The sequence below is a fragment of the Cohnella sp. genome (assembly GCF_041640265.1).
Classification (GTDB): Bacteria; Bacillota; Bacilli; order Paenibacillales; family Paenibacillaceae; genus Cohnella.
In genome coordinates this window covers 1-19,633 of record NZ_JBEQAP010000026.1, presented here as the reverse complement: position 1 = coordinate 19,633, position 19,633 = coordinate 1, and the positions used below count along the sequence as shown (strand labels likewise).

Here is a 19,633-nt window from a genome sequence, read left to right as displayed (position 1 = left end):
CTGCTAGGATAGCGGTCATTTCTTGATCTCATATCCGAAGCCGACCGCCTTTGAAGCGGCTGTGTGCTCGGGAGTCGTGTTACTAGCACGGCTCCTTTGCATTTTACGCATTTGCTACCTCTAATATAACACGTTAGGAAGTAAAAATACATAAACAACTCTGCTAAGTTCGGCTAAAAACCTCACGATCAATCATAAGCTGCCATGATCACGTCATCGGATCATCATCGGATCCGCCGGATTCGATGACCGCCGTCAACAGGGCAAGTGCCAGTCCCTGTCCCCAGCCTTGAGCCCACTTTTTATCCACCCTAAGATAACCTTCTATATCATTCATTACGGCAGTTCCGCCAGAAACGTTCAGGACTCGTCCATTACTTGCTATATTAGCCAGCGTTCCGTCCAACGCCCTCTGTACATATTTGGCATGCAGCGGATTGTCTTGCGTCACCATCGCCGCCGTTATGCCTGCTGTAGCTGATATCTCGCCGTAGGCTTCCGGGAAGTCGAGAACGGTGCCCCAGAGGCCATCCTCCTTCTGAAGCCTCTTTATTGCGGCGAGTTGATCGCGGAGGGAGCTTCCAATATGCATAAAAGGAGGATACAGGTAGCCCTCCGGCAGCACCTTACTCACCCGGGACATCGTATAAGCCGCCCAAGCGTTGGCCCGTGCCCAGTAAATGCCCGACATGTGATCCTGCTTGAGGTTGTTATAGCCGTGGTACCATAGAGCGGTGTTCTCGTCCTGCAAATAATTAATATGCCAATAAAACTGGTGCAGAGCATCGTCAATGAGGGGCTTCTTCCCCAGCTTCACGCCAACGCGCAGCAGAAAATACGCTGCCATGAACAGCGTGTCCGCCCAGCACTGCTCCGGGAAATCGTTCTTGGCCGACACCGTATGCTGCAGCACTCGATCTCCGAAGCGCAAAGCCTTGTTCTCGAGGTAGTCTACTTTGCTCAAAATGAGTTCGAGGTATTTCTGATCCTTCGTCTGTTCATAGAGGGTGAGCAGCATATGCCCCATCGCGCAGGTGTTCACCGTCCAGCCCGGAAGTCCCGCTTCGAAATATTCCTCGCACCAATCGGCCATTCGTTCCAGATAGGCCTTCTCGCCCGTCACTTCGAACGCTCGGCTGACGCCGTAGAAGGCCACTCCGCCAGGCCAGTCCCAAGTCAAATCCATCCCGAACGTGTAATCCACCACACATCCGACGACTTGCCTCAAATCGGTCGCAGCTGCATTAATTTTCAACTTAATCATGCCTCCATATCCAAAGCCCTCGCTGGAAGCAGGGGCTTTAGATATTTATTATGGGGAACTAATCCCTATCTGAATTTGCCCGCATCGATCGCGGCTTTCTTCTCGTCCAAGATTTCTTGATAACCCGCGTCGAGGTAAGTTTTCTTAGCCGCTTCATAAGTCGCATCGAATTGGTCGATTGGAGCAATGGCGATCTTCACATACAGCTCTTGGAAGAGAGAATTCAGATCGGCCTTATACTCATTCACCTTCTCGAGCACAACACCGAACAGTGCATCCGGCGTGCGATATTCTGCAGTCTTGTCGTAATTGGCCAGAAGATCCTCTGCTAGATACTCGTAGCCTGCAGGCGACCAGTCGCGGAGGTAGGCCTTGCGGGTCACGGCAGGATCGGCATACTGCGCGACTTCGGTAACAAGCGCCCAGTAGTCCTTGTTATTGTTAAGGGAGAGTTTGGATTCGCCTGCGAAATCCGCAGTCTTCACGGCAATACCGTCGGCATCAAGCGTATAGTTCTGGCCTTCGACACCGTTCTGGAAGTAAAACAGGTTCTCCGGCTGGCTCATCCACTCTAGATACATCCACACCGCTGCGCGTTCCATATCGGTGGATTCATAGTTAATGCCCATGATCAAGCCGAACGGCCAGTATGCGCGTCCCTGCGGCTTATGTCCCTCCGGAGTTCCGGCTAGCACATTCTGCACGGCGAATTGTGCTTCCGGATTGTTCTTAAGGACGGAAGAGATTACATCGGTATTGCTGGCGAGGTAGAAGCCATAGGTGCCGGTCTTGCCCGCTACGAACTCGGCCTTAATCTTGTTGTCATCGTCACGCAGATAGAATTCCTTGTCGATCAGGCCGTTATTGTATTGATAGTTCAGGTTGCGCAGCCAGCTTTCGGTGGCGGGGGTCGTCAGATCCGCTACGCTGAGGTCGGAGTAAAGAGCACGGTCTTTCGCGTCGATCGGCCAATCGCGGAATGCATAGTTGAAGTTGTAGTTGTTCTTCCTTAAGCTTTCGCTACCGACTCCAAGACCGGCTTCCTTCCACTTCACCAGCATCTCGTTATACTTCTCCAGGGAGGTCAGGTCCTCCACCTTCATGCCGACCTTCTCCACCCAATCTTTGCGAATCATAGTGACGTAGTTATCTGCATTCGGACGCGAGGCGAAGAAGAATACCTTCTTGTCGTCTACGACACCGTACTGCTGGATCGTCTCGCTCATATTCTTCCAGTAAGTAGGAGCATATTTAGCGATCTCTTCCCAGTCCAGCGGCTGCAAGACGTCCTCGCCGTAGTAGGCGAGAGCCTGAGGCATGTCGTAGTGGAAAATAATGTCCGGAGCCTTGTGGGAGGCCAGCAGCTGCTCATAGTCCGGAACTTCGCTGCTGCGAGTAATTGGCACGAACTTGACGTTGATGTTGTACTTGTCGCCGAATTCCTTCTGAACCCAGCGGGTATAGAAGTTGTCCGTCACGTTCCAGCCTTCGAAGGCACGGTCGTAGACCGGAATCTCCAGGTTAACCTTCTCAGGGAAGCCTTTTGAATAATCGCCATCGCTGCCCTTAGCGCTCTCACTTGCGGTATTGCTTGCGGATGGAGTAGAAGATTCACTAGGGCTGCTGCTAGCATTTGAATTTTTGTCATTAGAGCAAGCCGACAGAACACTGATTACCATAAATATAGCCATCAATAAAGATACGATTTTCTTTTTGCTCATTGCTTTTTCCCCCAATAATGAATTTTCGATTCAATGTTACTCCTTGACAGCTCCAAGCATGGTACCTTGGACGAAATACTTCTGGATAAACGGATAGACACACAGGATCGGAAGGGTCGCGAAGACAACAACCGATGCCTTAAGTACCTCGGGATTGCTTAACTGTACCTGCGTAGCCTCAAGCTGAAAGCTCTCGCTTGCCTGGATGACTAGGTAATACAGTTTAAGCTGCAACGGCCGTATATCCACATTTTGCTTAATGTAAAACAAGGCATCCTGATAGGCATTCCAACGTCCAACCGCGTAGAAAAGGGACAGTGTCGCAATGATCGGCTTGGAGAGCGGAATGACGATGCTGATTAGAATTCGGAAGTGTCCCGCGCCATCGATCCGTGCCGATTCCTCCAGGCTATCCGGAATGCTGCTAGAGAGCGCGGTCTTCATAATCAGCAGATTAAACGCGCTGAACGCCGGCGGCAGAATGATCGACCAGATCGTATCCAGCAGCCCCAGATTGTTAACCAGCATGTATTCCGGAATGATGCCGCCGCTGAAGTACAAGGTGAACACGAAGATAAACGTCAGCAGTGCGCGGCCCTTCAGCTGCTTGCGGGAGAGCGGATAGGCGGCGCAGATCGTGATGATCATGCCCAGAATGGTGAACAGCACCGTCACGACAACCGATACATAAAGCGATCGTAAGATGCTAGCGTCGGCGAAGATCTTATAGTACGCCGCAAGGGTAAACCCTTCCGGCCAGAGAAACACCTTGTTCGCGATAACATATGCGTCTTCGCTAAAGGATTTCGAAGCAACATGAACGAACGGCAGCAGACAGGCCAGCGAGGCGATGATCAGAACAAGGCGGATCAGCGCATCCCAGATATCGAAGCGCCTTCGGCGATTCACGGCCGTTGCAGTATTGGATGCTTTCATGGTTCGCCTCCTTTCTAGATCAATCCGTCTTCGCCGAGTTTCTTGGCAATACGATCAGCCATTAGCACCAGCACAAGTCCGATGACAGCCTGGAACAACCCGAGGGCCGTCGCGCGGCTGAAGTTCCCGCTCTCAATCCCCCATCGGTAGACCAATACCGGAATGGTCGTTGTGAACTCTGTGGTAGCCTTGTTCTGTAGAGCAAACACACGCTCGAACGAGCCCTCCATCACCCTGCCCAAATTCAAGATCAGCAAGGTTACGATGGTCATGCGGATCGAAGGCAGCGTGACGTTCCACATCTTCCGGAGGCGCCCCGCGCCATCGACGATGGCAGCTTCATACATCTCCGGGTTAATGCTGCTGATGGAAGCCAGGTAGATGATGGTCCCCCATCCCATGCTCTGCCAGACTCCAATGGCTATGTAACTGATTAGCCAATGGGTGTCCTCCTGTAGAAACGGGATGCGCTTGCCGCCCATCATTTCGATGAGATTATTGATCATTCCGCTGCCTTCGCTAAGCAGCTGATAAGCGATCGCACCGATAATAATCCAGGACAGGAAATGCGGCAAATATAGCAGAGACTGGTTGAAGCGCTTGAATCTGACGCTTTTGATCTCACTCATCAATAACGCCAGCACAATGGGCATCGTGAAGCTGAATACGAGATCGAGGCTATTGAGCAGCAGCGTATTGCGGATCGCGCGGATGAAATCGTGCTTGGCGAAGATCTCTTCGAACACCTGGAAGCCGACCCATTCGCTGCCCCAGAATCCCTTTGCAATTTTATACTCCTTAAAAGCAAGAACGAGCCCGGACATCGGTGCGTATTTGAACACCAACACAAAAGATAACGGGATTAAGAGCAACAAATAAAGCTGCCAGTCTCGTCGAAGATAATAGATCATCCCGCGGCTATCCGCTTTGATGATTTTTAAAGCGGTTTCATTTTGTGAAGCGCTTTCAACCTTCACAGTCTCACCCCCTTTTCGGTCTGACTACCTTGGTCCTATCGTTTGTTCCGACAATAGTAAGGTTGTGTCTGAATCATACCTTTCCATCCTCTTGCTGGTAAATCGTGAGTATTGATCTTCCCTGTCATTTTTGATTTTTCCCAATCGTATCGCATATTTGTTAAGTAAAATAATCAATTCTGATTGGAATAAGCAAAAGTGGAGCTGTCTTCAGCGACCCGTAAGGCCGGAAAGACAGCTCCATTCAACTTTTTATGCGGTATGAACGCTCACATTACGATGTCCGAGACTTTGTAGCCTTGTAGCTGCTCGGGGGCATGCCTTCGTACTTACGGAAAAATCGAGTGAGGCTTTGGACATTGTAGTAGCCGACCTCCGATGCAATCTGCGTCATGTTAAGATTGGATTCCAGCAGTAGCTGTTTAGCCTTCTGGATTCTCAGCAGATTGAGATAGTCGATGAGGCTCTTTCCCGTTAAGTCATACACGATCTTACGCATGTAGGAATAGCTGATGCCAATCTCCTTCGCCATATCTTCGAATACAATGTCCTCGCAGAAATGTCCTTCAAGGTGACGGATGATCCGCTCTCCATAATTGACCTCGCCCGGGTTGCGCGCAAGGTACTGAATGATCTCTCCGAACAACACACGCAAATAGTCTTCGAGCTCGTCAAGCGTGTCTATGGAAGCAATGGCTGAATAGATGTTCCCCTGCCCCGCGAAGATACGCGACGTACTGATATTATTCTCTCTAAGGTGCTTGATCGTGGCGCCTGCCAATTGGTTGTAGATGAACATGATATTATCGTAGGAGATATACTCAACCGAATGGATCTCGTCCCGGATGATCGCCAATTCTTTGATGATGCTGTCGAGATCGCCAATATCCAGAAAGTTAAGAATGCGCCTCTCGCTGTTGGCGGGATAAATATATTTCTTGCTGCGCTGTGCTTCCTGCTTCCAGTAGTTGATGCCGCCGCTTCCTTCGATCATCCGATGTTTAATGACTTCCATCGCTTCCACCGCTCGGTCCGAGACCATAGAGCTGGTCTCTGCCTGGCTGCTTACGCCAATGGTCACGGAATGGCCAAGAAGCTCCAATGCTATATCCCTGATACCGCCTAGGGCTCCCTTGATCCCGTCGAAGTTGCGTTCAAGTTCTTCATATCCATAATTGATCACGACTGCGAAACAGCCTTCACCCTGATAGACGCATCTAACCCGTACTCTATCCGGGAACAGACTCTCGCATTCGGAGATGAGCAGGTAGCGGTGGTAGTTCCTAGTCTCCGGATTTGTCTTACTCACATACCGCCTGTATCGATCAATGGAAACGACGGCAACAAGGTAATAGCGTTCCGGGAACATCTCGGCGATCTGCGTCGTCACCTCGCCTCTCAACAAGTTATGGAGCGCGAGGCTGCGGGTATCCCGTTCACGCTCTCGCAGCAGCTTGTAGAGCCCCTCCTCTTCCTCCTGCATTCGCCTGAACGCGGCGTCGAGGAACACAAGTTCATTCTTGTTCGCTACCTCCAGGTTGCCTCGCGCCCGTACGATCCTTACCAACTCTCGTACCGGCTTGGACAGCCATGTCGCGAGGAACACCGTCAACACGGTCCCGGCAAAAATAATAATGGCGGTAATCAAAATAATCTTGCTCTGCAAGGTGAGAGTCTTGGTCATCAGCTCGTCCATTGAATAGAGGTTAACGTTCCACCATCCGTACAGGTTCGAGCGGGACCACGTATAGAGCAAGCGCTCTCCCTCTCGCTCAAGGAACGCGTAACCTTCCTTCGTTGTGCTTGCTAATATCTCTTGCATAAAGGGCTGCTTGCTCCCGTCAGTAAGCAGCATTGCCTTGTCGTTATGCGAGAGAATGGTGCCGTCCGATTGCATGAGCAGGTAGCCTTTCTCCCCCGGTTCCGACGAGCGCAGGTAATCCCCGATCTGGCTTTCGCGAATATTGACAACGATCATTCCCCGCGTCGTGGTCGACAGACGGTTAAGGGGCAGCACGTACGATACGACGTTGATCCCAGAGGTCAACTTGCGTGGATACCAAACGCCGCTAATCCCTCTTCGACCGACAAGGGCATCCTCCATCCAGTCGATGGGCTCGTATCGTTTCAGCGTCGTCAATCCTTTGTCGGTCGAGACGACATAATCCGCACCTTCGAGGTAGAAGTACGAGGAATACACACCATCCACCCGATGATTCAAATTCACCAATTCTTTCAATAACACTTGCGCGTTACTCACATAATTATAATTACTGTTAAGCTCGGCGAAGGTCTCGAAATTGCGGATGCGGTCGAAGATACTAGTTGCGGAGAGACGCACCGCATCCGTTGCCAGGTTGCTAAGTGCATTCTCGTTAAGTTTGCGGTTAGCGTTCAGTCCCGCAAGCGACGATTCCGCGATAGCACTTTCCGAATTCCGCAGAATCTGCGTGCCGCTATACCACGTCAGTATCGCCGTAGGAATAGCCATGATGCAGAACAGGATTAGCGCTAATTGCAGCATCATCGGAAATCGCTTCATGCAAGGGCCCCTCCTCTTAACATTGATTTGCAGCTTAAATCACATAAAGCGCTTACATAAATGTTCTTGCGAAACTTTCAATATTCTTCAAGCCACACTTTACAGCTCGATAAGTGGTTACATTATTGGATAAATTATACACTGTAACGAGGCGATTAGGGTCATTTTCCGTAACTATTTTTACCTTGCAAAAGCAAAAAATCCCTTCCTTAAATACAAGAAGGGCATCACAACGATCGTAACATTGGAGCAAAGTGGTCAACTTGATACTTGGCTGATTCCGTATCTGGATTTGAATAATTTATCACAAGTACGTTTTCTGTATGAATAATCATATAGGTTTTTCCCTTAAATGGTAAAATCGTTAAATCTATATGAAAAATCGTATAGAATCTCCCCTTTAGCACTTATCGCGACTATTCTATTCGAAAAATCATACAGATTTACAGACACACAAGAGGATTAGACAGGTTGTGGGTGATTCGTAAAACGTTACGGAGCCTTTGGTCGCAAGCGACTTTAGATTCCGTAACGCGTTATTGTGACAAATATTGCTCCTAATCAAATTCCACTATAGCGGCCGAATCTCCTCCGCTCCGTTCAAATAAGGACGCAGCGCCTTCGGTATATAGACCGAGCCATCTGCCTGTTGGTGATTTTCCAGCAACGGGATCAATATCCTAGGCGTTGCTATAGCGGTATTGTTAAGAGTGTGGCAATACTGCATCCTTCCGTGAGCATCCCGATAACGAATATTTGCCCGACGAGCCTGATAATCAAGCAAGTTCGAGGACGAGTGCGTCTCCCCGTACGATTGCCTGCTCGGCATCCAAGTTTCGATGTCATATTGCTTATGTGTTTTTTGCGACATATCGCCGATACATACTGCAACAACCCGGTAGGGCAACTCCAGCAATTGCAAAATGTCTTCGGCATTTCGGGTCATTTCCTGCATGAGCTGCTCCGACAGGGATGGATCATTTTCGCATAATACAACTTGCTCCACTTTCGCAAATTGATGGACCCGATAGAGCCCATGGACATCACGTCCGGCCGACCCGATTTCCCTCCGAAAACAGGCGGTTGCCGCTGCGAGGCGGATCGGCTCCTTCAGTTCAACGATTTCATTGCCGAAATACGACACTAGGCTCACCTCGGAAGTGCCGATCAGATATTTTTCCTCCTCCGCGACGGCGAAGACCTGATCCTCACCCGTCGGGAAAAAGCCGGTATTCAGAAGCGCTTCGCCACGCACCATCATGGGGACCTCAAGCGGAGTAAAACTACGTCCCTCCAGTACATCCATAGCTAGCTGGCTGAACGGCCCGGTGAAGGTGATATCCCACTCCTTTGAGCACGTAATTGCGGGTTCCCGCGATTTTCACTCCGCGCTGCAGATCAAGAATGCCCAAACGTTCGCCGATCTCCACATGATTCAATGGCACAAATTCAAATGCCGGAAGCTCGCCCACTCTTCTGATCTCCACATTGTCCGCATCCGAATTCCCGTCCGGCGTATCTGTCGAAACCGGATTCGGCACGAGCAACATCAGCTCCCGGTAAACCTTCTCCGTCTCTGCCAGGCTGGTCTCTAACCCGCTCAACGCTTCATTGGCTTCTCTGACCTGTCTTTTGACTTGCTCCGCTTCGTCATGCTTTCCTTGCTTGATAAGCTCGCCAATCTGTTCGGATAATAGGTTCCGCTCATGGCGCAAACGCTCGACGTCCCTTAACAACCGCCTCCGCAACTCGTCTTGTTCAAGCAGGTTCGCAATGGAGAGTGTTATTTCCTTCTTCTCAGCCGTATACTGCAGAAGCTCCCGATGTTCACGTACAAACGCAATATCCAGCATATCTATTCTCTCCCTTCCCCATGCCTTCTGCGAAAATCGTTCATGAAATCGGCGAGTGCCTGGCATGCCTCAATGGAGACTGCGTTGTAACCGGAAGCGCGCATTCCTCCCACACTGCGGTGGCCGGCTAGACCTTCGAATCCATTCCGCTGGGATTCCAGAACAAAAGCCTTTTCCAATGCTTCTTCTTTCATTCGCCATGTCACATTCATCATGGAGCGGAATGGCTTATCCACGATACCTGTGTAAAAACCGCCGCTGTCATCGATGGCCTCATAGAGGAACCCGGCTTTCTTCGCATTCCGCTTTTCCAGTTCCGCGATACCGCCTTGACGTATAACCCATTCCAGCATGAGCTTCGTCATATAGATGGCGTGTACAGGCGGCGTGTTGTAAAGCGACTTATGCTGGGCATAGGTACCGTACTTGAAAATTGTCGGAATATGCTCGTTGCCTTCCTTCAGTAATTCGTTTCGAATAACGACGGCCGTCACGCCGGCGGGACCCAGATTTTTTTGCGCGGCTGCGTAGAACATAGCGAACTTCGTCCAATCCATTCTCCGGCTCAAAATATCGCTCGTCATATCACCAATCAGCGGTATCGGGCCGGTATCGGGGATTTCCTGAAACTGCGAGCCTTCGATTGTGTTGTTGGTCGTTATGTGAATGTAGGCTGTATTCATTCCGGCGGTCAAAGGGTTCACTTCCGGAAGCTTGGTCCAGTTATCCGCCTTGCTGCTGGCGAGAACCTCCGTTTGGCCTACCGTTTGCGCTTCTTGATAAGCCTTTTCCGCAAAGCTCCCGGACAATACATACTGCCCGACCCTCCCCTTTTTGAGAAAATTAAGCGGCACCAATGCAAACTGAGTGCTAGCCCCTCCCCCGATGAACAGAACCTGATAACCTGACGGTAACCCGATCACCTCAAGTAGAAGCTGCTCCGTCTCCCCCATCAATTGCTCCACCGTTCGGCTTCGGTGCGACATTTCCATGAGCGACATTCCTGTTTGCCCATACTCGACGAATGCCTGTTGCGCCTGCTCCAACACCTCAAGCGGCAATGCCGCCGGCCCTGGGTTAAAATTGTAGACACGATTCATTGTTCCTCAACCTCTCTTCCTGTTTTTGGGTAACAAAAAAACGCCCTTCGTCCGAATTGGGACGAGGAGCGTCAGCTCGCGGTGCCACCCAACTTGATCGAACCGCGACATAACGCGATTCAATCCTCTTGGTTCCGCGATAACGGGCGGGGCCGGTAAGCTTAGGACACAACCCGATACGGGCTGCTCTTGACGAAAACGCCTCCGAGTTGGATTCTCTTCATAGGCATGATCCGATTGTGTAATTGTTGAAGATTTTATAGCTTGCAATTGTGGTTGTCAAGAGACAATTCTCATGAATATATCTCCGCCTTTAAAAATACTTCCTTCAGAGCTATAAGGTTTTACCGCTGCCGTATGCAAACCGTTCCAATTGCGCGATTTTGTCGGCAGAAGACGGACCCGAGTTGTCGAAATAAAGAATGCAATCCTCCGAAAGGCTCCACTTCACTTTCCGAACCTCCGTCAGGGAACGCCTGAACTCATCCCAATGATCCAGTTTCCATGCGTCCAGAACGGAGCCCCGATCCCTAATGCGCGCACGGTACAAATCCGGGTCCTTCAGGCCCACGACGACAACCTTTACATCCACATCTTGCACAGACGCGCCGATTCTTGAGAGCTCCGATTCCAACCAAGCGGAGTCCGCAATCTCCCGTGTGAAAGGGCCGACGACTACGGCATCCGTTCCGATGTCCACATTTTCCAGCGCGGCATCCATCGTCAGCCGGTACCCAACGTCGCGGCAATTCGATTTGTACACGGGCGAATCGCGGTCGCTCGGATCAAGTCCGGACAAGATCATAATCGCTTCAGATGCTGGCCGCGACAACGTATCCATGTCGAACAACGCTGCCCTGCGCCTCTTCGCGAGAGCTTTTGCCAGCGTCGTCTTCCCCGCACCCGCTCCACCGACAAAGAAAATCAGCTTTCGCATGCCGCTCATCGGAATCCCTCCAAGACTATATTCAAGACTGAGTATAGCAAAAAAACGACGCTTACGCCGGACAATCTCCGGGAAACGTCTTATCTAACTTAACTGCTTCAACAGAATTGGTCGAAATTCCTCAAGGTCGCGAAAATCGCGGCTTTTTTGTTCGACATGAAAGTAAACGGCATCGCCCGGATATACTACAAAAATTACTCTGGTTTCCGGCTGTCAGCCGGTTTTGCAAAAGGAGGTGGAATCTCATTGGTTTATACCGATTGCCGCACCACAAGTGCTTCTCAGACGGACAGTTCCAGCCTATCGGTATATTTTGCAGCCGGAATCAGCATCTCTCGGAAAAACGAAAATTTTCGTGACGCTATGCAAGATATAGAGCACCGTTGCCATAGTGAAGGAATAAATCGCGTACGGGTCAATACATTTTATCCTTACGGTTACCTTGATGACGTGCCGATGGCCCGACATAAACGGTTCGTTATCGGACAAGCTGCCGTTGTGTTTACAGATATGCTAAAAAAAGCGGCAAAGACAAGTGGCGGCCGGTCTTTATACAGCGATATCCGCACTGATTACGATGCTGAAGGTGGAGGAAAAATCGTTCTCATCGGCCACAGTGGAGGTGGTGTGGCATCGTACAAGGCAGGACAATTGCTCGAGGAAGCCGGTTATCCGGTGACCGACATCATTATGGTTGGATCTCCGCAATTACCCATCCGAAAAAACTTCCGGGATCGAGTATACGCATTGGAAAACAGTTGGGGGGATTTGGTGTGCCGCTGCGGCTTTAACTTATTTAAACCGCCACGTAACCGAGTCCGCTTGCCCATCGTAGCCGGCCATCCTTGTTATTTTTGCAACGAAAGTAAGGATGAAAACAACGTCTCTAACATGAGCAAGGTGTTGGATACGATTTGGGGTTGGGTGTGTCCGACTGGAAAATAATTTTCTTATGTTAAAGGACGACTCCTAGAAAACGGTGTCGTCCTTATATCACATCATCCATGATTACCTTTGTAATTTAACACCTTACATGTTTACGTTTGAAACCAACTTGCCCTTTATCTACCACCTTTTGAATATTTTCGGAAGCAAGAAGGAAACTGCTTTTTGTCTTGTCCCGTTTGACTTCTACTGGGCCTACTGCCTTTGCAGTCTCGACCGCCTTATTATGGAACGGCAAATAGGATACCCCCACTGTGTAAATAAAATTATTCATAGCGTAATGTTCTCATAGCCAACTTATCGCGCCATTTTGCCGGAATCCCATCTACGCCGTAATAAGCACCAGCAATTTGACCATAAACTGCGCCAATCGTATCCGCATCGTCACCTAGGTTAACAGCAAATAGGGCGCCTTGTTCAAGGCGAAGCTTTAATGCAGCTTAAATGATTCGGTGTTTCTTCACAGAAAAAAGGCCCAAGGGATCGTGTTCATTGAGGATCCCTCAGGCGATTCATAGCATGATGACTATGCGTAAAGGGCAACGGCCGACTGAAGCAGCATCGGAGTTTTTTTCCTCGACTTCTAAACTATTGACCCACGCCTCTACCGCCGCCTGCCCCCCCTCGACCTCCACCTCCACGTGATGGGGTAATCTGAGTAATTTTTTCTCCATTCACCGTAACATCGCCGCCATTTAATTGAGCTGTACCATCCGAGTCAAAGGCGGAAGCTGCTTCTACAGTAATTGTTCCTCCATTAATATAGATATTACCGTTTGAATCAAATGCGTCCGTATCGCCGCTGCCCATTCTTACATCAATGGTACCGCCATTGACTTCAATCGCCACATCAGAATTGACTTTTCGTGCGGCATTTACACCATCATTCTTCGCGTACAAAGTGATCTGACCATCATTTATCTTGATATAGTTTGCCTCGATGCCTTCTTCAGAAGTCTCAATGTTAATGGTGCCGCCGTCGATTTGAACAAAGCTGTTGGCGCGGATGGCATCATCGGCAGCCGTGATATTTAATGTGCCCCCTTCAATATAGATATACCCAAGGGAAGTATCCTCATCGTTTTCACTATGCAGGGCATCCTTACCCGAATCTATTGTAACCGTTCCATCATGGATAAGAATGGCATCATTGGCCTCTATAGCATCCGCAGAGGAATGGATGGTATACACGCCTCCAGTAATTTTGATATCATCCTTTGAAGAAATACCATTACCTTCATTCGATACAACTTCTAAGGTTCCGGTTCCATTCAGGGTCATATCTGCTCTAGAGAAAATGACTGCATCCAAATTAGTATCCCCATCCGCTATATAGCTTCCTGAAACCTCCATATGGTTCTCACTGTCAGTGGATGTAACGAATACTTTATCCGCTGCTTTCACATAAATGGCAGGTGAATCTTCATTGGTTATACTGACGTCGTCAAGAACGATTTGAACTTTTGCATCCTCGGCAGCGTCAACCACAACCGTCACATTTTCCACCTCACCGCTTAAGACATAGACGCCTTCCTTATTCAGTGTCACATCTTGATTGCTTTCCAAATTCAATTGTATTGCAGTTGCTAGATCCGCCGACTGTTCTAAATCCCGATCACTGAATCGTTCCGATGTGTCTTGAACGGAAGTTTCCGCCGAGGAAGCTTCCGCTGCTGACGTTGCGCTTGGCGACACGGTCGAACTTGCTGTTTGAGCGGTTGCAGCAACAACCTCGCTGCCGAACTGTGCCTTAGAGCATCCCACGGCAGATACGGTAAGTAATGCGGCCAAAGTAATGGCGCTTATGCTTTTCATCTTTTTGGTTTTCATGAATGAACACTCCTCGTATAATTAGTTGCAATCATCTGTCAGAAAGCATTATCGCTTCATGACTTATTTCAATCCTAATACAGAAAGCTTTAATCAAACTTAAATAACAAATCCTAAAGTTCTCCTCCACGATTACAGTCAGCCCCTAAAAACAAAATCCCTCAAACTTATCCGTCTGAGGGAATATAAAACACAATTCATATTCAATTAATAACCTTCAAAACCCTTCCTATCAGGCTATTCCCTGTCTATCGATACAACACACTCCACATGTGTCGTGCTTGGAATAGGGACACAATTCACTCCCTTCATTTTTCAGCGACTTTTTTTGAAATGGACTGCACGTTTTGCCTTGAACGCTGTTATGAAAACCGGTTTTGTATACGAAGGTCAGCTTGTATGGATTAGGTTGCTCTGGATCGGCGTCCGTGCCGATGATGATTTTATCAACAATACTTTCAAATACGCTGCGATCAAACGATGGCAAGAGCTCGTTCGTGCGAAGCACCTTGCGAAAATGCTCCAGCCGCTTGCCCGTATCGATTTCTTCTTGTGCGGATTGCTCCAACTGAGACTTCTCTTCAAGTAATCCCGACAACGAAGCGCCCAGCTCCGCATATTTCTGCTCGTAAGTTGCCCGGTCGATTTTTTCATCCAAGCACAGATCGATCAGCTTGCAGCGTTTTTGCTCCAATGCCTGAATGTCGGTGATCAATTTATTCAGCCGTCTTTGACTATTCTGGTCGCTGAACACATCTTCCATTCTTTTCATCAGCTCATCAATAATGTCCGTATGATTGCGGCATACCAATTTGTACGACTCCACAAAGGCGTCCTCAATTATTTTCTCATCCAAGCCTTTGCTGTGAGGACAGAGCTTCTTTCCCTTTTTGGTAGAGGTGACGCACTGCCAAACTGACTTTTCGTGTGGAGTTCCGCTGTGCCAGCTCCGCCGCGAGAAATTGCTTTTACAAAACGCACATTCCAGCATGCTGCTGAATGCAAATTTCCTGCTGTATTTGTCACGTTTGCCTTTCATACCGCGACGGCGATTCTCGCCCCTTCTATGCAGGATAGCCTGCGCCCGCTCAAAGACTTCTTCGCTGATGATCGGCTCGTGGTGATTTTTGACATAAAACTGATCTTCCTCGCCATAATTCTCAAGTCTTCTCTTGGATATGGGATCGAGGGTAAAGGTCTTTCCCTGTAGCAAGTCGCCTTTGTATTTCTCATTTTTGATGATACCAAGAATGCTCGTATCCTGCCATTCAATTCTTCCATACTTGGTCTTATGTCCTGCCTCGGTTAATTCCTTAGCAATAACGTATGCGCCCATGCCATCAACGTAGCGCTGAAAAATATAGCGAACAAGCTCCGCTTCTTCCTGGTTGATGGAAATCTTCTTCGTGCTCGGATCGTAATCGTACCCCAAGCAGCTTTGGAAGCCGACCAACTCGCCGCGCTTCATTTTCATCTTCAAGCCCTTTTTGACGTTAGCTGAGATATTTTCGACTTCCTGCTGCGCTACGGAACTCAATATGACAAGCAACAACTCGCCGTCCATCGTCAGCGTATTGATATTCTCGTCTTCAAAAAATACAGCAACGCCCTTATCCTTTAGCATACGGACGTACTTCAGCGTATCGAGCGTGTTTCTGGCAAAACGGGAGATGGACTTCGTGATGACCATGTCGATTTTTCCGTCCATGCAGTCGTTAATCATGCGCTGGAAATCCTCGCGCTTCGTCACCTGTGTGCCGGTAATCGCTTCGTCCGCATACATATCAACCAACACCCAGTCGCTGCGCTTGCTCACGAGATCTGTATAATAAGCGACCTGCGACTTGTAGCTGTTCAACTGCTCCTCGGAGTCGGTGCTTACTCGGGCATATGGGGCAACACGGAGAACATCCGACGATTTCCCGCCGTTTCGATCAGCTATTTTTCGGCTAGCTTTAATCACTTCCACTTCAAGCGCCATAGCCTCATCCTCCATTCTTATTAACTCGCCATCAGTATAATAAGAGTTGGGCGGACCGACAAATGTGCAAATTATGAAGTCAGGTCCGAAATGATGCCGTACTCTCTCATGGTTTTGCCCTTGATCTGATGGAACTCACTTTCAGTGATTAAAGAGAGATTCAATAACTGTTTAATCATCGCAATTTGCATGCTATATCTGATCAGCTTTGAGTTCATACCCGACCTCCCGATCATTCAGACATGCTGAAAAGCAGAGATGCGCACCCGAAAAATTTCACTTATGCGCATCTCTGTTTCCGCCTCTGTTTTGGTTGCATACCTAAAAGTCTTATCCAGCGGACAGTGGTTAACTGTACTCATAGGCGTCAGCCTCTTCCAGGATCGCTGCAAGCCGCCCCCATTGCGATGAGCTATGGCTGGGCGGAAGTATCATTATCCCTCCGCATGGGTCTTCGCCTTAAATGGTACCGCCATTCATTGATTGCATGGCAAAATCGCTCGCATTCCATCGGTTCTGCTAACAAGGCATACAAAAACAAGAATCGACAAAATGGTCGTGGCGCGCCTGCAACGTGGCTATCCTTCATGGCCATACGGGGAACGTACCGGATAAGATTGTATTTGGTTGTTAAGGAGCGATGAGGGCGACATTTATCCCTCTACTATCCGCTACGTTTTCGGGATAAAATCGGACTCCGGTTGCAAGATTTCGAGAAAAATATTTTACGGGATGGAAAACGAGGAGGTTGGTAGGGAGTTGGTAAAATAAAAAGACTGTGCAAGAAATTCCTGTTCACGCTTTTTGGCAGCTTCCAATACAATCTTGAAATGTTTACTGCTTAACCTTATGGTATGCTATATTTTCTATTCGACTTGTTATCGCATGTTATCGCATCCATTGACGTATTCATAAATCATTTGTAATTTAGTATCTCCTTAATGCCGCTAAATTTAACAATTTATGTATCCAATCCATGGCGTAAAGGGCAGACTTATTTTGCATTTGCATATGGATTCCTTTTTCTTACAAATGTAATGCCACGATTCCCTGAAGCCGGGCCATACCCGGCAGTGAATCGGAATACTCGCCGCGGGTGACCGCGAAACCGATGACGACTTGCGACAAGTCGACTTCCAACAGGCCGGCCACGCTGTGGAACACTTCACGCTGAATAAGCTCGTCGGATTCCAGCAGGAAGTCCATCGCCCGATAGCCGTGCTGCACATCGAAGGACGACAGTTGTGGAATGACAACTTCACGATCCACCCAGTCTTCGGCTGCCAGCTTGCTGCCGGGATCAAGCACATGATTGGCCACCATGGCAAAATGGCGCGTTCTACCGTCACTTCGGAATTCCCGGTCCGCCAAGCGCTTATGAAGGCCTAATCGATGCCGAACTCCAAAAACTCCTTCCAAAACTGATCCAGTAGCCAGGTACCGCCGAGTACCTGAGACATCAACAGCTTCACGGCAGAGCGCCGAGGCTTCGTAGCAGGCGTCTCAAGCGGATCGCAGATAAGTGGTGAATGCATGTTTATGAAGGTGAATTAGACTCATTTATGAAAAAGAATGGTATAACTAAGTTGAAGAAAAGCAGAGCTTTTCGGTATCCCCAAAAGGCTGTGTTTCCGCCTCATATAGACAACCAACCCGATAAAAATGACCAGAAACCGGGCGGATGCCGTTGTTCACTTCTATGCATCTGCCATAGACTGGTGTTGTAAGTTCATCAAAACTCACCTACCAAGGAGGAATGGTTTCGAATGCAGTTTATCAAACAGGAAATGCCCATGTATACGCATGACCACGCCGCTTATGTCAGGCAAATGTACGACTGGCACGTGAAAATGGCTCAGTATCAAGACCAATTGCGTGCCTTTCATCTGGAAAGAGCGAAACAATTTCAAAAGATGGCCGAAGAAAGAGCGAAAACGTCAGAAATACCCAGCGGCACCAGCGCCGCTTAAAGGCGAACCGACATGGAGCGATGTGATGAATTGGCAGCATTCCGAATCAAAATCTGGGACCGTTATTTAACCCTTCGTTCCCAATATGGAACCCGGATGCCCTTGTCTTTCGACCAGTTCTGGTATGACTTTTTGGCCAGGCACATGATATCCGACTGTGGAGTAGAGCAAGTATATGAGGACTTCTGCAACAACTGGGAGAATCAGTGCGTGGAAAATGTTTGCGATTCGAGCCATAGGTAGAATGCCGGAAGTTTTTTTAAACGAACCGATTCATACTTCGTTTTGTCCCGAGGAGGTGGCGGCCATGACAGAGGGGCAACCGGCGAAGAGCGAGGAAATGCTGCAAACCGCATTCCGATTAAACAAAATGTCCGACTTGCTCCGTGCGTAAGTTGGAAAATTCATTGTATAATTTTCGAAGACAACTTATCATGAGAAATAGGACCACCAAAAGGCCGGCTGTTGCCCAAAATGGGCAGCTCCGGTCTTTGATATTTGTATGCAGGGGACAAGGGTAGATGGGATCGAATCCAAGCGGAACTTTCACGATGCGGATTACTGCTTGGCGGAATAGGATGATTCGTTTCTGGACAACTTAAATGCTGTTTGCATAAATTTGGAAAGGCGGATACCTGCATGTCACCAACATTCAGTACAAGCGTTGAAAACCGGACTATCTCTACCCCAAGACAACCGAATCGATGTAAAAATTGCATCTGGGGCAACTGGGATGGGTTGAAACAATTCTGTTCGAAACCTGTCTGCATTAAGAACCAACCAATATAAGGGGTCCACTTCTTTTACTTGATCAGGTTCGGCTATCTGTAAAAAATTCATGGCCAGTGACTGGCATTTTTGCCGAGGACGCATATAATGACGTGATCCAACTTTGAGGAGTGATAAATCATGTCCATTGCGGCTCAAACAAGTACAAAGAGTTTACCTCCCTTATCCATATGGGGAGTTCATGCATCTGTCGCCGGAAGACCGGTTGTGTGGGGCAAACTAGTGATGCGTGTTTTGCAGGACCAGCAAATTCAAGGCACCATCCAATTTCGCGGAACGCCGATTTCAATTGAAGGAAGCTGGAATGAAAGCGCGCAGCAGATCATGTTTCATTCCCCCTACGCCTCCTACTCCGGCCATTTAACCATCTATGACGATGTCCAGATTCAACTTCGGCATCTGGTTCTCACCGGACGTCTGCAGATGCTCCCCCCCTCTTTACAAGCGGGCGAATATGGAACCTGGGTAGCGACAACTGATATAAACTTGGCGGGGTATAGCGGCTATGTCCCACCGCAACCGCCTTCAACTTCGTTGCCGCCGGTTGGTGTATTTGTAACGTCGAATATACTGTATGGAAACTCGCGTATATAAAGAGGCAAAGCAGGCACATATCGAATGAAAAATGATCGGTATCCGGATAACGGAAAGGGGTGGCATCGGTGGACGAAAATCAGATTCATCATGTAATCGAACAAGCCTATCAATTGATTGTCTAAGCACGCCGCAACATGACTGACATTTGGCGCACTCACGTACTATTTACGCGACAATGGTGG

16 protein-coding genes and 3 pseudogenes are annotated in these 19,633 nt (G+C 48.8%); 4 read left to right on the top strand and 15 right to left on the bottom strand.

The genetic code is table 11. The features are described 5' to 3' along the window. Nucleotides 1-208: 208 nt before the first annotated feature. The 8 genes and pseudogenes from ACESLK_RS18015 to ACESLK_RS17980 form a co-directional block, all read right to left on the bottom strand. Nucleotides 209-1,264, bottom strand: coding sequence for a glycoside hydrolase family 88/105 protein (locus ACESLK_RS18015; RefSeq protein WP_373231079.1), 1,056 nt, complete (start codon nt 1,262-1,264; stop codon nt 209-211). A gap of 65 nt (nt 1,265-1,329) precedes the next feature. Next, nucleotides 1,330-2,985 (bottom strand): type 2 periplasmic-binding domain-containing protein, encoded by a 1,656-nt coding sequence (locus ACESLK_RS18010; RefSeq protein WP_373231078.1) that lies wholly within the window; start codon nt 2,983-2,985, stop codon nt 1,330-1,332. Between the two features lie 36 nt (nt 2,986-3,021). Continuing rightward, a complete protein-coding gene (locus ACESLK_RS18005; protein WP_373231077.1) occupies nt 3,022-3,921 on the bottom strand; it encodes a carbohydrate ABC transporter permease in 900 nt (299 codons plus the stop codon). 14 nt (nt 3,922-3,935) lie between these two features. Continuing rightward, entirely contained in the window at nt 3,936-4,898 is a 963-nt protein-coding gene (locus ACESLK_RS18000; protein WP_373231076.1) for an ABC transporter permease, read from the bottom strand. Between the two features lie 274 nt (nt 4,899-5,172). After that, nucleotides 5,173-7,440, bottom strand: a complete 2,268-nt coding sequence (locus tag ACESLK_RS17995) for a helix-turn-helix domain-containing protein (RefSeq protein WP_373231075.1) — start codon at nt 7,438-7,440, stop codon at nt 5,173-5,175. A 571-nt stretch (nt 7,441-8,011) separates the two neighbouring features. After that, a pseudogene (gene serS / locus ACESLK_RS17990) lies at nt 8,012-9,293 on the bottom strand (serine--tRNA ligase). A 2-nt stretch (nt 9,294-9,295) separates the two neighbouring features. Continuing rightward, entirely contained in the window at nt 9,296-10,393 is a 1,098-nt protein-coding gene (gene serC, locus ACESLK_RS17985) for a 3-phosphoserine/phosphohydroxythreonine transaminase (RefSeq protein WP_373231074.1), read from the bottom strand. A 334-nt stretch (nt 10,394-10,727) separates the two neighbouring features. Beyond that, complete coding sequence (locus tag ACESLK_RS17980) at nt 10,728-11,330, bottom strand: P-loop nucleotide/nucleoside kinase family protein (RefSeq protein ID WP_373231124.1); 603 nt, start codon at nt 11,328-11,330, stop codon at nt 10,728-10,730. Nucleotides 11,331-11,495: 165 nt separating this feature from the next. Between ACESLK_RS17980 and ACESLK_RS17975 the strand changes: the two genes are divergently transcribed. Continuing rightward, nucleotides 11,496-12,284, top strand: coding sequence for a lipase family protein (locus tag ACESLK_RS17975; RefSeq protein WP_373231073.1), 789 nt, complete (start codon nt 11,496-11,498; stop codon nt 12,282-12,284). Nucleotides 12,285-12,360: 76 nt separating this feature from the next. On the opposite strand, the pseudogene ACESLK_RS17970 reads toward ACESLK_RS17975, so the two are convergent. The 7 genes and pseudogenes from ACESLK_RS17970 to ACESLK_RS17940 all read right to left on the bottom strand — a co-directional run. Further along, nucleotides 12,361-12,561, bottom strand: a pseudogene (locus ACESLK_RS17970) (DNA alkylation repair protein); the annotation flags it as partial. Further along, nucleotides 12,551-12,703 (bottom strand): annotated as a pseudogene (locus tag ACESLK_RS17965) (ADP-ribosylglycohydrolase family protein); the annotation flags it as partial. The pseudogenes ACESLK_RS17965 and ACESLK_RS17970, both read right to left, overlap by 11 nt. A gap of 169 nt (nt 12,704-12,872) precedes the next feature. Then, entirely contained in the window at nt 12,873-14,114 is a 1,242-nt protein-coding gene (locus ACESLK_RS17960; protein WP_373231072.1) for a carbohydrate-binding domain-containing protein, read from the bottom strand. 232 nt (nt 14,115-14,346) lie between these two features. Next, nucleotides 14,347-16,095, bottom strand: coding sequence for a recombinase family protein (locus ACESLK_RS17955; protein ID WP_373231071.1), 1,749 nt, complete (start codon nt 16,093-16,095; stop codon nt 14,347-14,349). Between the two features lie 71 nt (nt 16,096-16,166). Then, nucleotides 16,167-16,313 (bottom strand): SHOCT domain-containing protein, encoded by a 147-nt coding sequence (locus ACESLK_RS17950; RefSeq protein WP_029197840.1) that lies wholly within the window; start codon nt 16,311-16,313, stop codon nt 16,167-16,169. Between the two features lie 808 nt (nt 16,314-17,121). Beyond that, a complete protein-coding gene (locus ACESLK_RS17945) occupies nt 17,122-17,418 on the bottom strand; it encodes a hypothetical protein (protein WP_127610275.1) in 297 nt (98 codons plus the stop codon). 62 nt (nt 17,419-17,480) lie between these two features. After that, nucleotides 17,481-17,630, bottom strand: a complete 150-nt coding sequence (locus tag ACESLK_RS17940) for a hypothetical protein (RefSeq protein ID WP_373231070.1) — start codon at nt 17,628-17,630, stop codon at nt 17,481-17,483. A gap of 231 nt (nt 17,631-17,861) precedes the next feature. On the opposite strand from ACESLK_RS17940, the gene ACESLK_RS17935 reads away from it, so the two are divergent. The 3 genes from ACESLK_RS17935 (at nt 17,862) to ACESLK_RS17925 (ending at nt 19,448) form a co-directional block, all read left to right on the top strand. Continuing rightward, entirely contained in the window at nt 17,862-18,065 is a 204-nt protein-coding gene (locus ACESLK_RS17935) for a hypothetical protein (protein WP_021624015.1), read from the top strand. A gap of 217 nt (nt 18,066-18,282) precedes the next feature. Then, a complete protein-coding gene (locus tag ACESLK_RS17930) occupies nt 18,283-18,459 on the top strand; it encodes a hypothetical protein (RefSeq protein WP_373231069.1) in 177 nt (58 codons plus the stop codon). Nucleotides 18,460-18,974: 515 nt separating this feature from the next. Then, complete coding sequence (locus tag ACESLK_RS17925; protein ID WP_326050465.1) at nt 18,975-19,448, top strand: hypothetical protein; 474 nt, start codon at nt 18,975-18,977, stop codon at nt 19,446-19,448. Nucleotides 19,449-19,633: the final 185 nt, after the last annotated feature.

Excerpts from the sequence above, each read along its gene's own strand:
- ACESLK_RS17980 (WP_373231124.1), bottom strand. The coding sequence starts at position 11,330 with ATGCGAAAGCTGATTTTCTTTGTCGGTGGAGCGGGTGCGGGGAAGACG.
- ACESLK_RS17940 (WP_373231070.1), bottom strand. The coding sequence starts at position 17,630 with ATGCATTCACCACTTATCTGCGATCCGCTTGAGACGCCTGCTACGAAG.
- ACESLK_RS17930 (WP_373231069.1), top strand. The coding sequence starts at position 18,283 with ATGTTTGCGATTCGAGCCATAGGTAGAATGCCGGAAGTTTTTTTAAAC.
- ACESLK_RS17995 (WP_373231075.1), bottom strand. The coding sequence starts at position 7,440 with ATGAAGCGATTTCCGATGATGCTGCAATTAGCGCTAATCCTGTTCTGC.
- ACESLK_RS18015 (WP_373231079.1), bottom strand. The coding sequence starts at position 1,264 with ATGATTAAGTTGAAAATTAATGCAGCTGCGACCGATTTGAGGCAAGTC.
- ACESLK_RS17935 (WP_021624015.1), top strand. The coding sequence starts at position 17,862 with ATGCAGTTTATCAAACAGGAAATGCCCATGTATACGCATGACCACGCC.
- serC (WP_373231074.1), bottom strand. The coding sequence starts at position 10,393 with ATGAATCGTGTCTACAATTTTAACCCAGGGCCGGCGGCATTGCCGCTT.
- ACESLK_RS17925 (WP_326050465.1), top strand. The coding sequence starts at position 18,975 with ATGTCCATTGCGGCTCAAACAAGTACAAAGAGTTTACCTCCCTTATCC.
- ACESLK_RS17955 (WP_373231071.1), bottom strand. The coding sequence starts at position 16,095 with ATGGCGCTTGAAGTGGAAGTGATTAAAGCTAGCCGAAAAATAGCTGAT.
- ACESLK_RS17945 (WP_127610275.1), bottom strand. The coding sequence starts at position 17,418 with ATGGTGGCCAATCATGTGCTTGATCCCGGCAGCAAGCTGGCAGCCGAA.
- ACESLK_RS18010 (WP_373231078.1), bottom strand. The coding sequence starts at position 2,985 with ATGAGCAAAAAGAAAATCGTATCTTTATTGATGGCTATATTTATGGTA.
- ACESLK_RS18005 (WP_373231077.1), bottom strand. The coding sequence starts at position 3,921 with ATGAAAGCATCCAATACTGCAACGGCCGTGAATCGCCGAAGGCGCTTC.
- ACESLK_RS17975 (WP_373231073.1), top strand. The coding sequence starts at position 11,496 with ATGAAAGTAAACGGCATCGCCCGGATATACTACAAAAATTACTCTGGT.
- ACESLK_RS17960 (WP_373231072.1), bottom strand. The coding sequence starts at position 14,114 with ATGAAAACCAAAAAGATGAAAAGCATAAGCGCCATTACTTTGGCCGCA.
- ACESLK_RS17950 (WP_029197840.1), bottom strand. The coding sequence starts at position 16,313 with ATGAACTCAAAGCTGATCAGATATAGCATGCAAATTGCGATGATTAAA.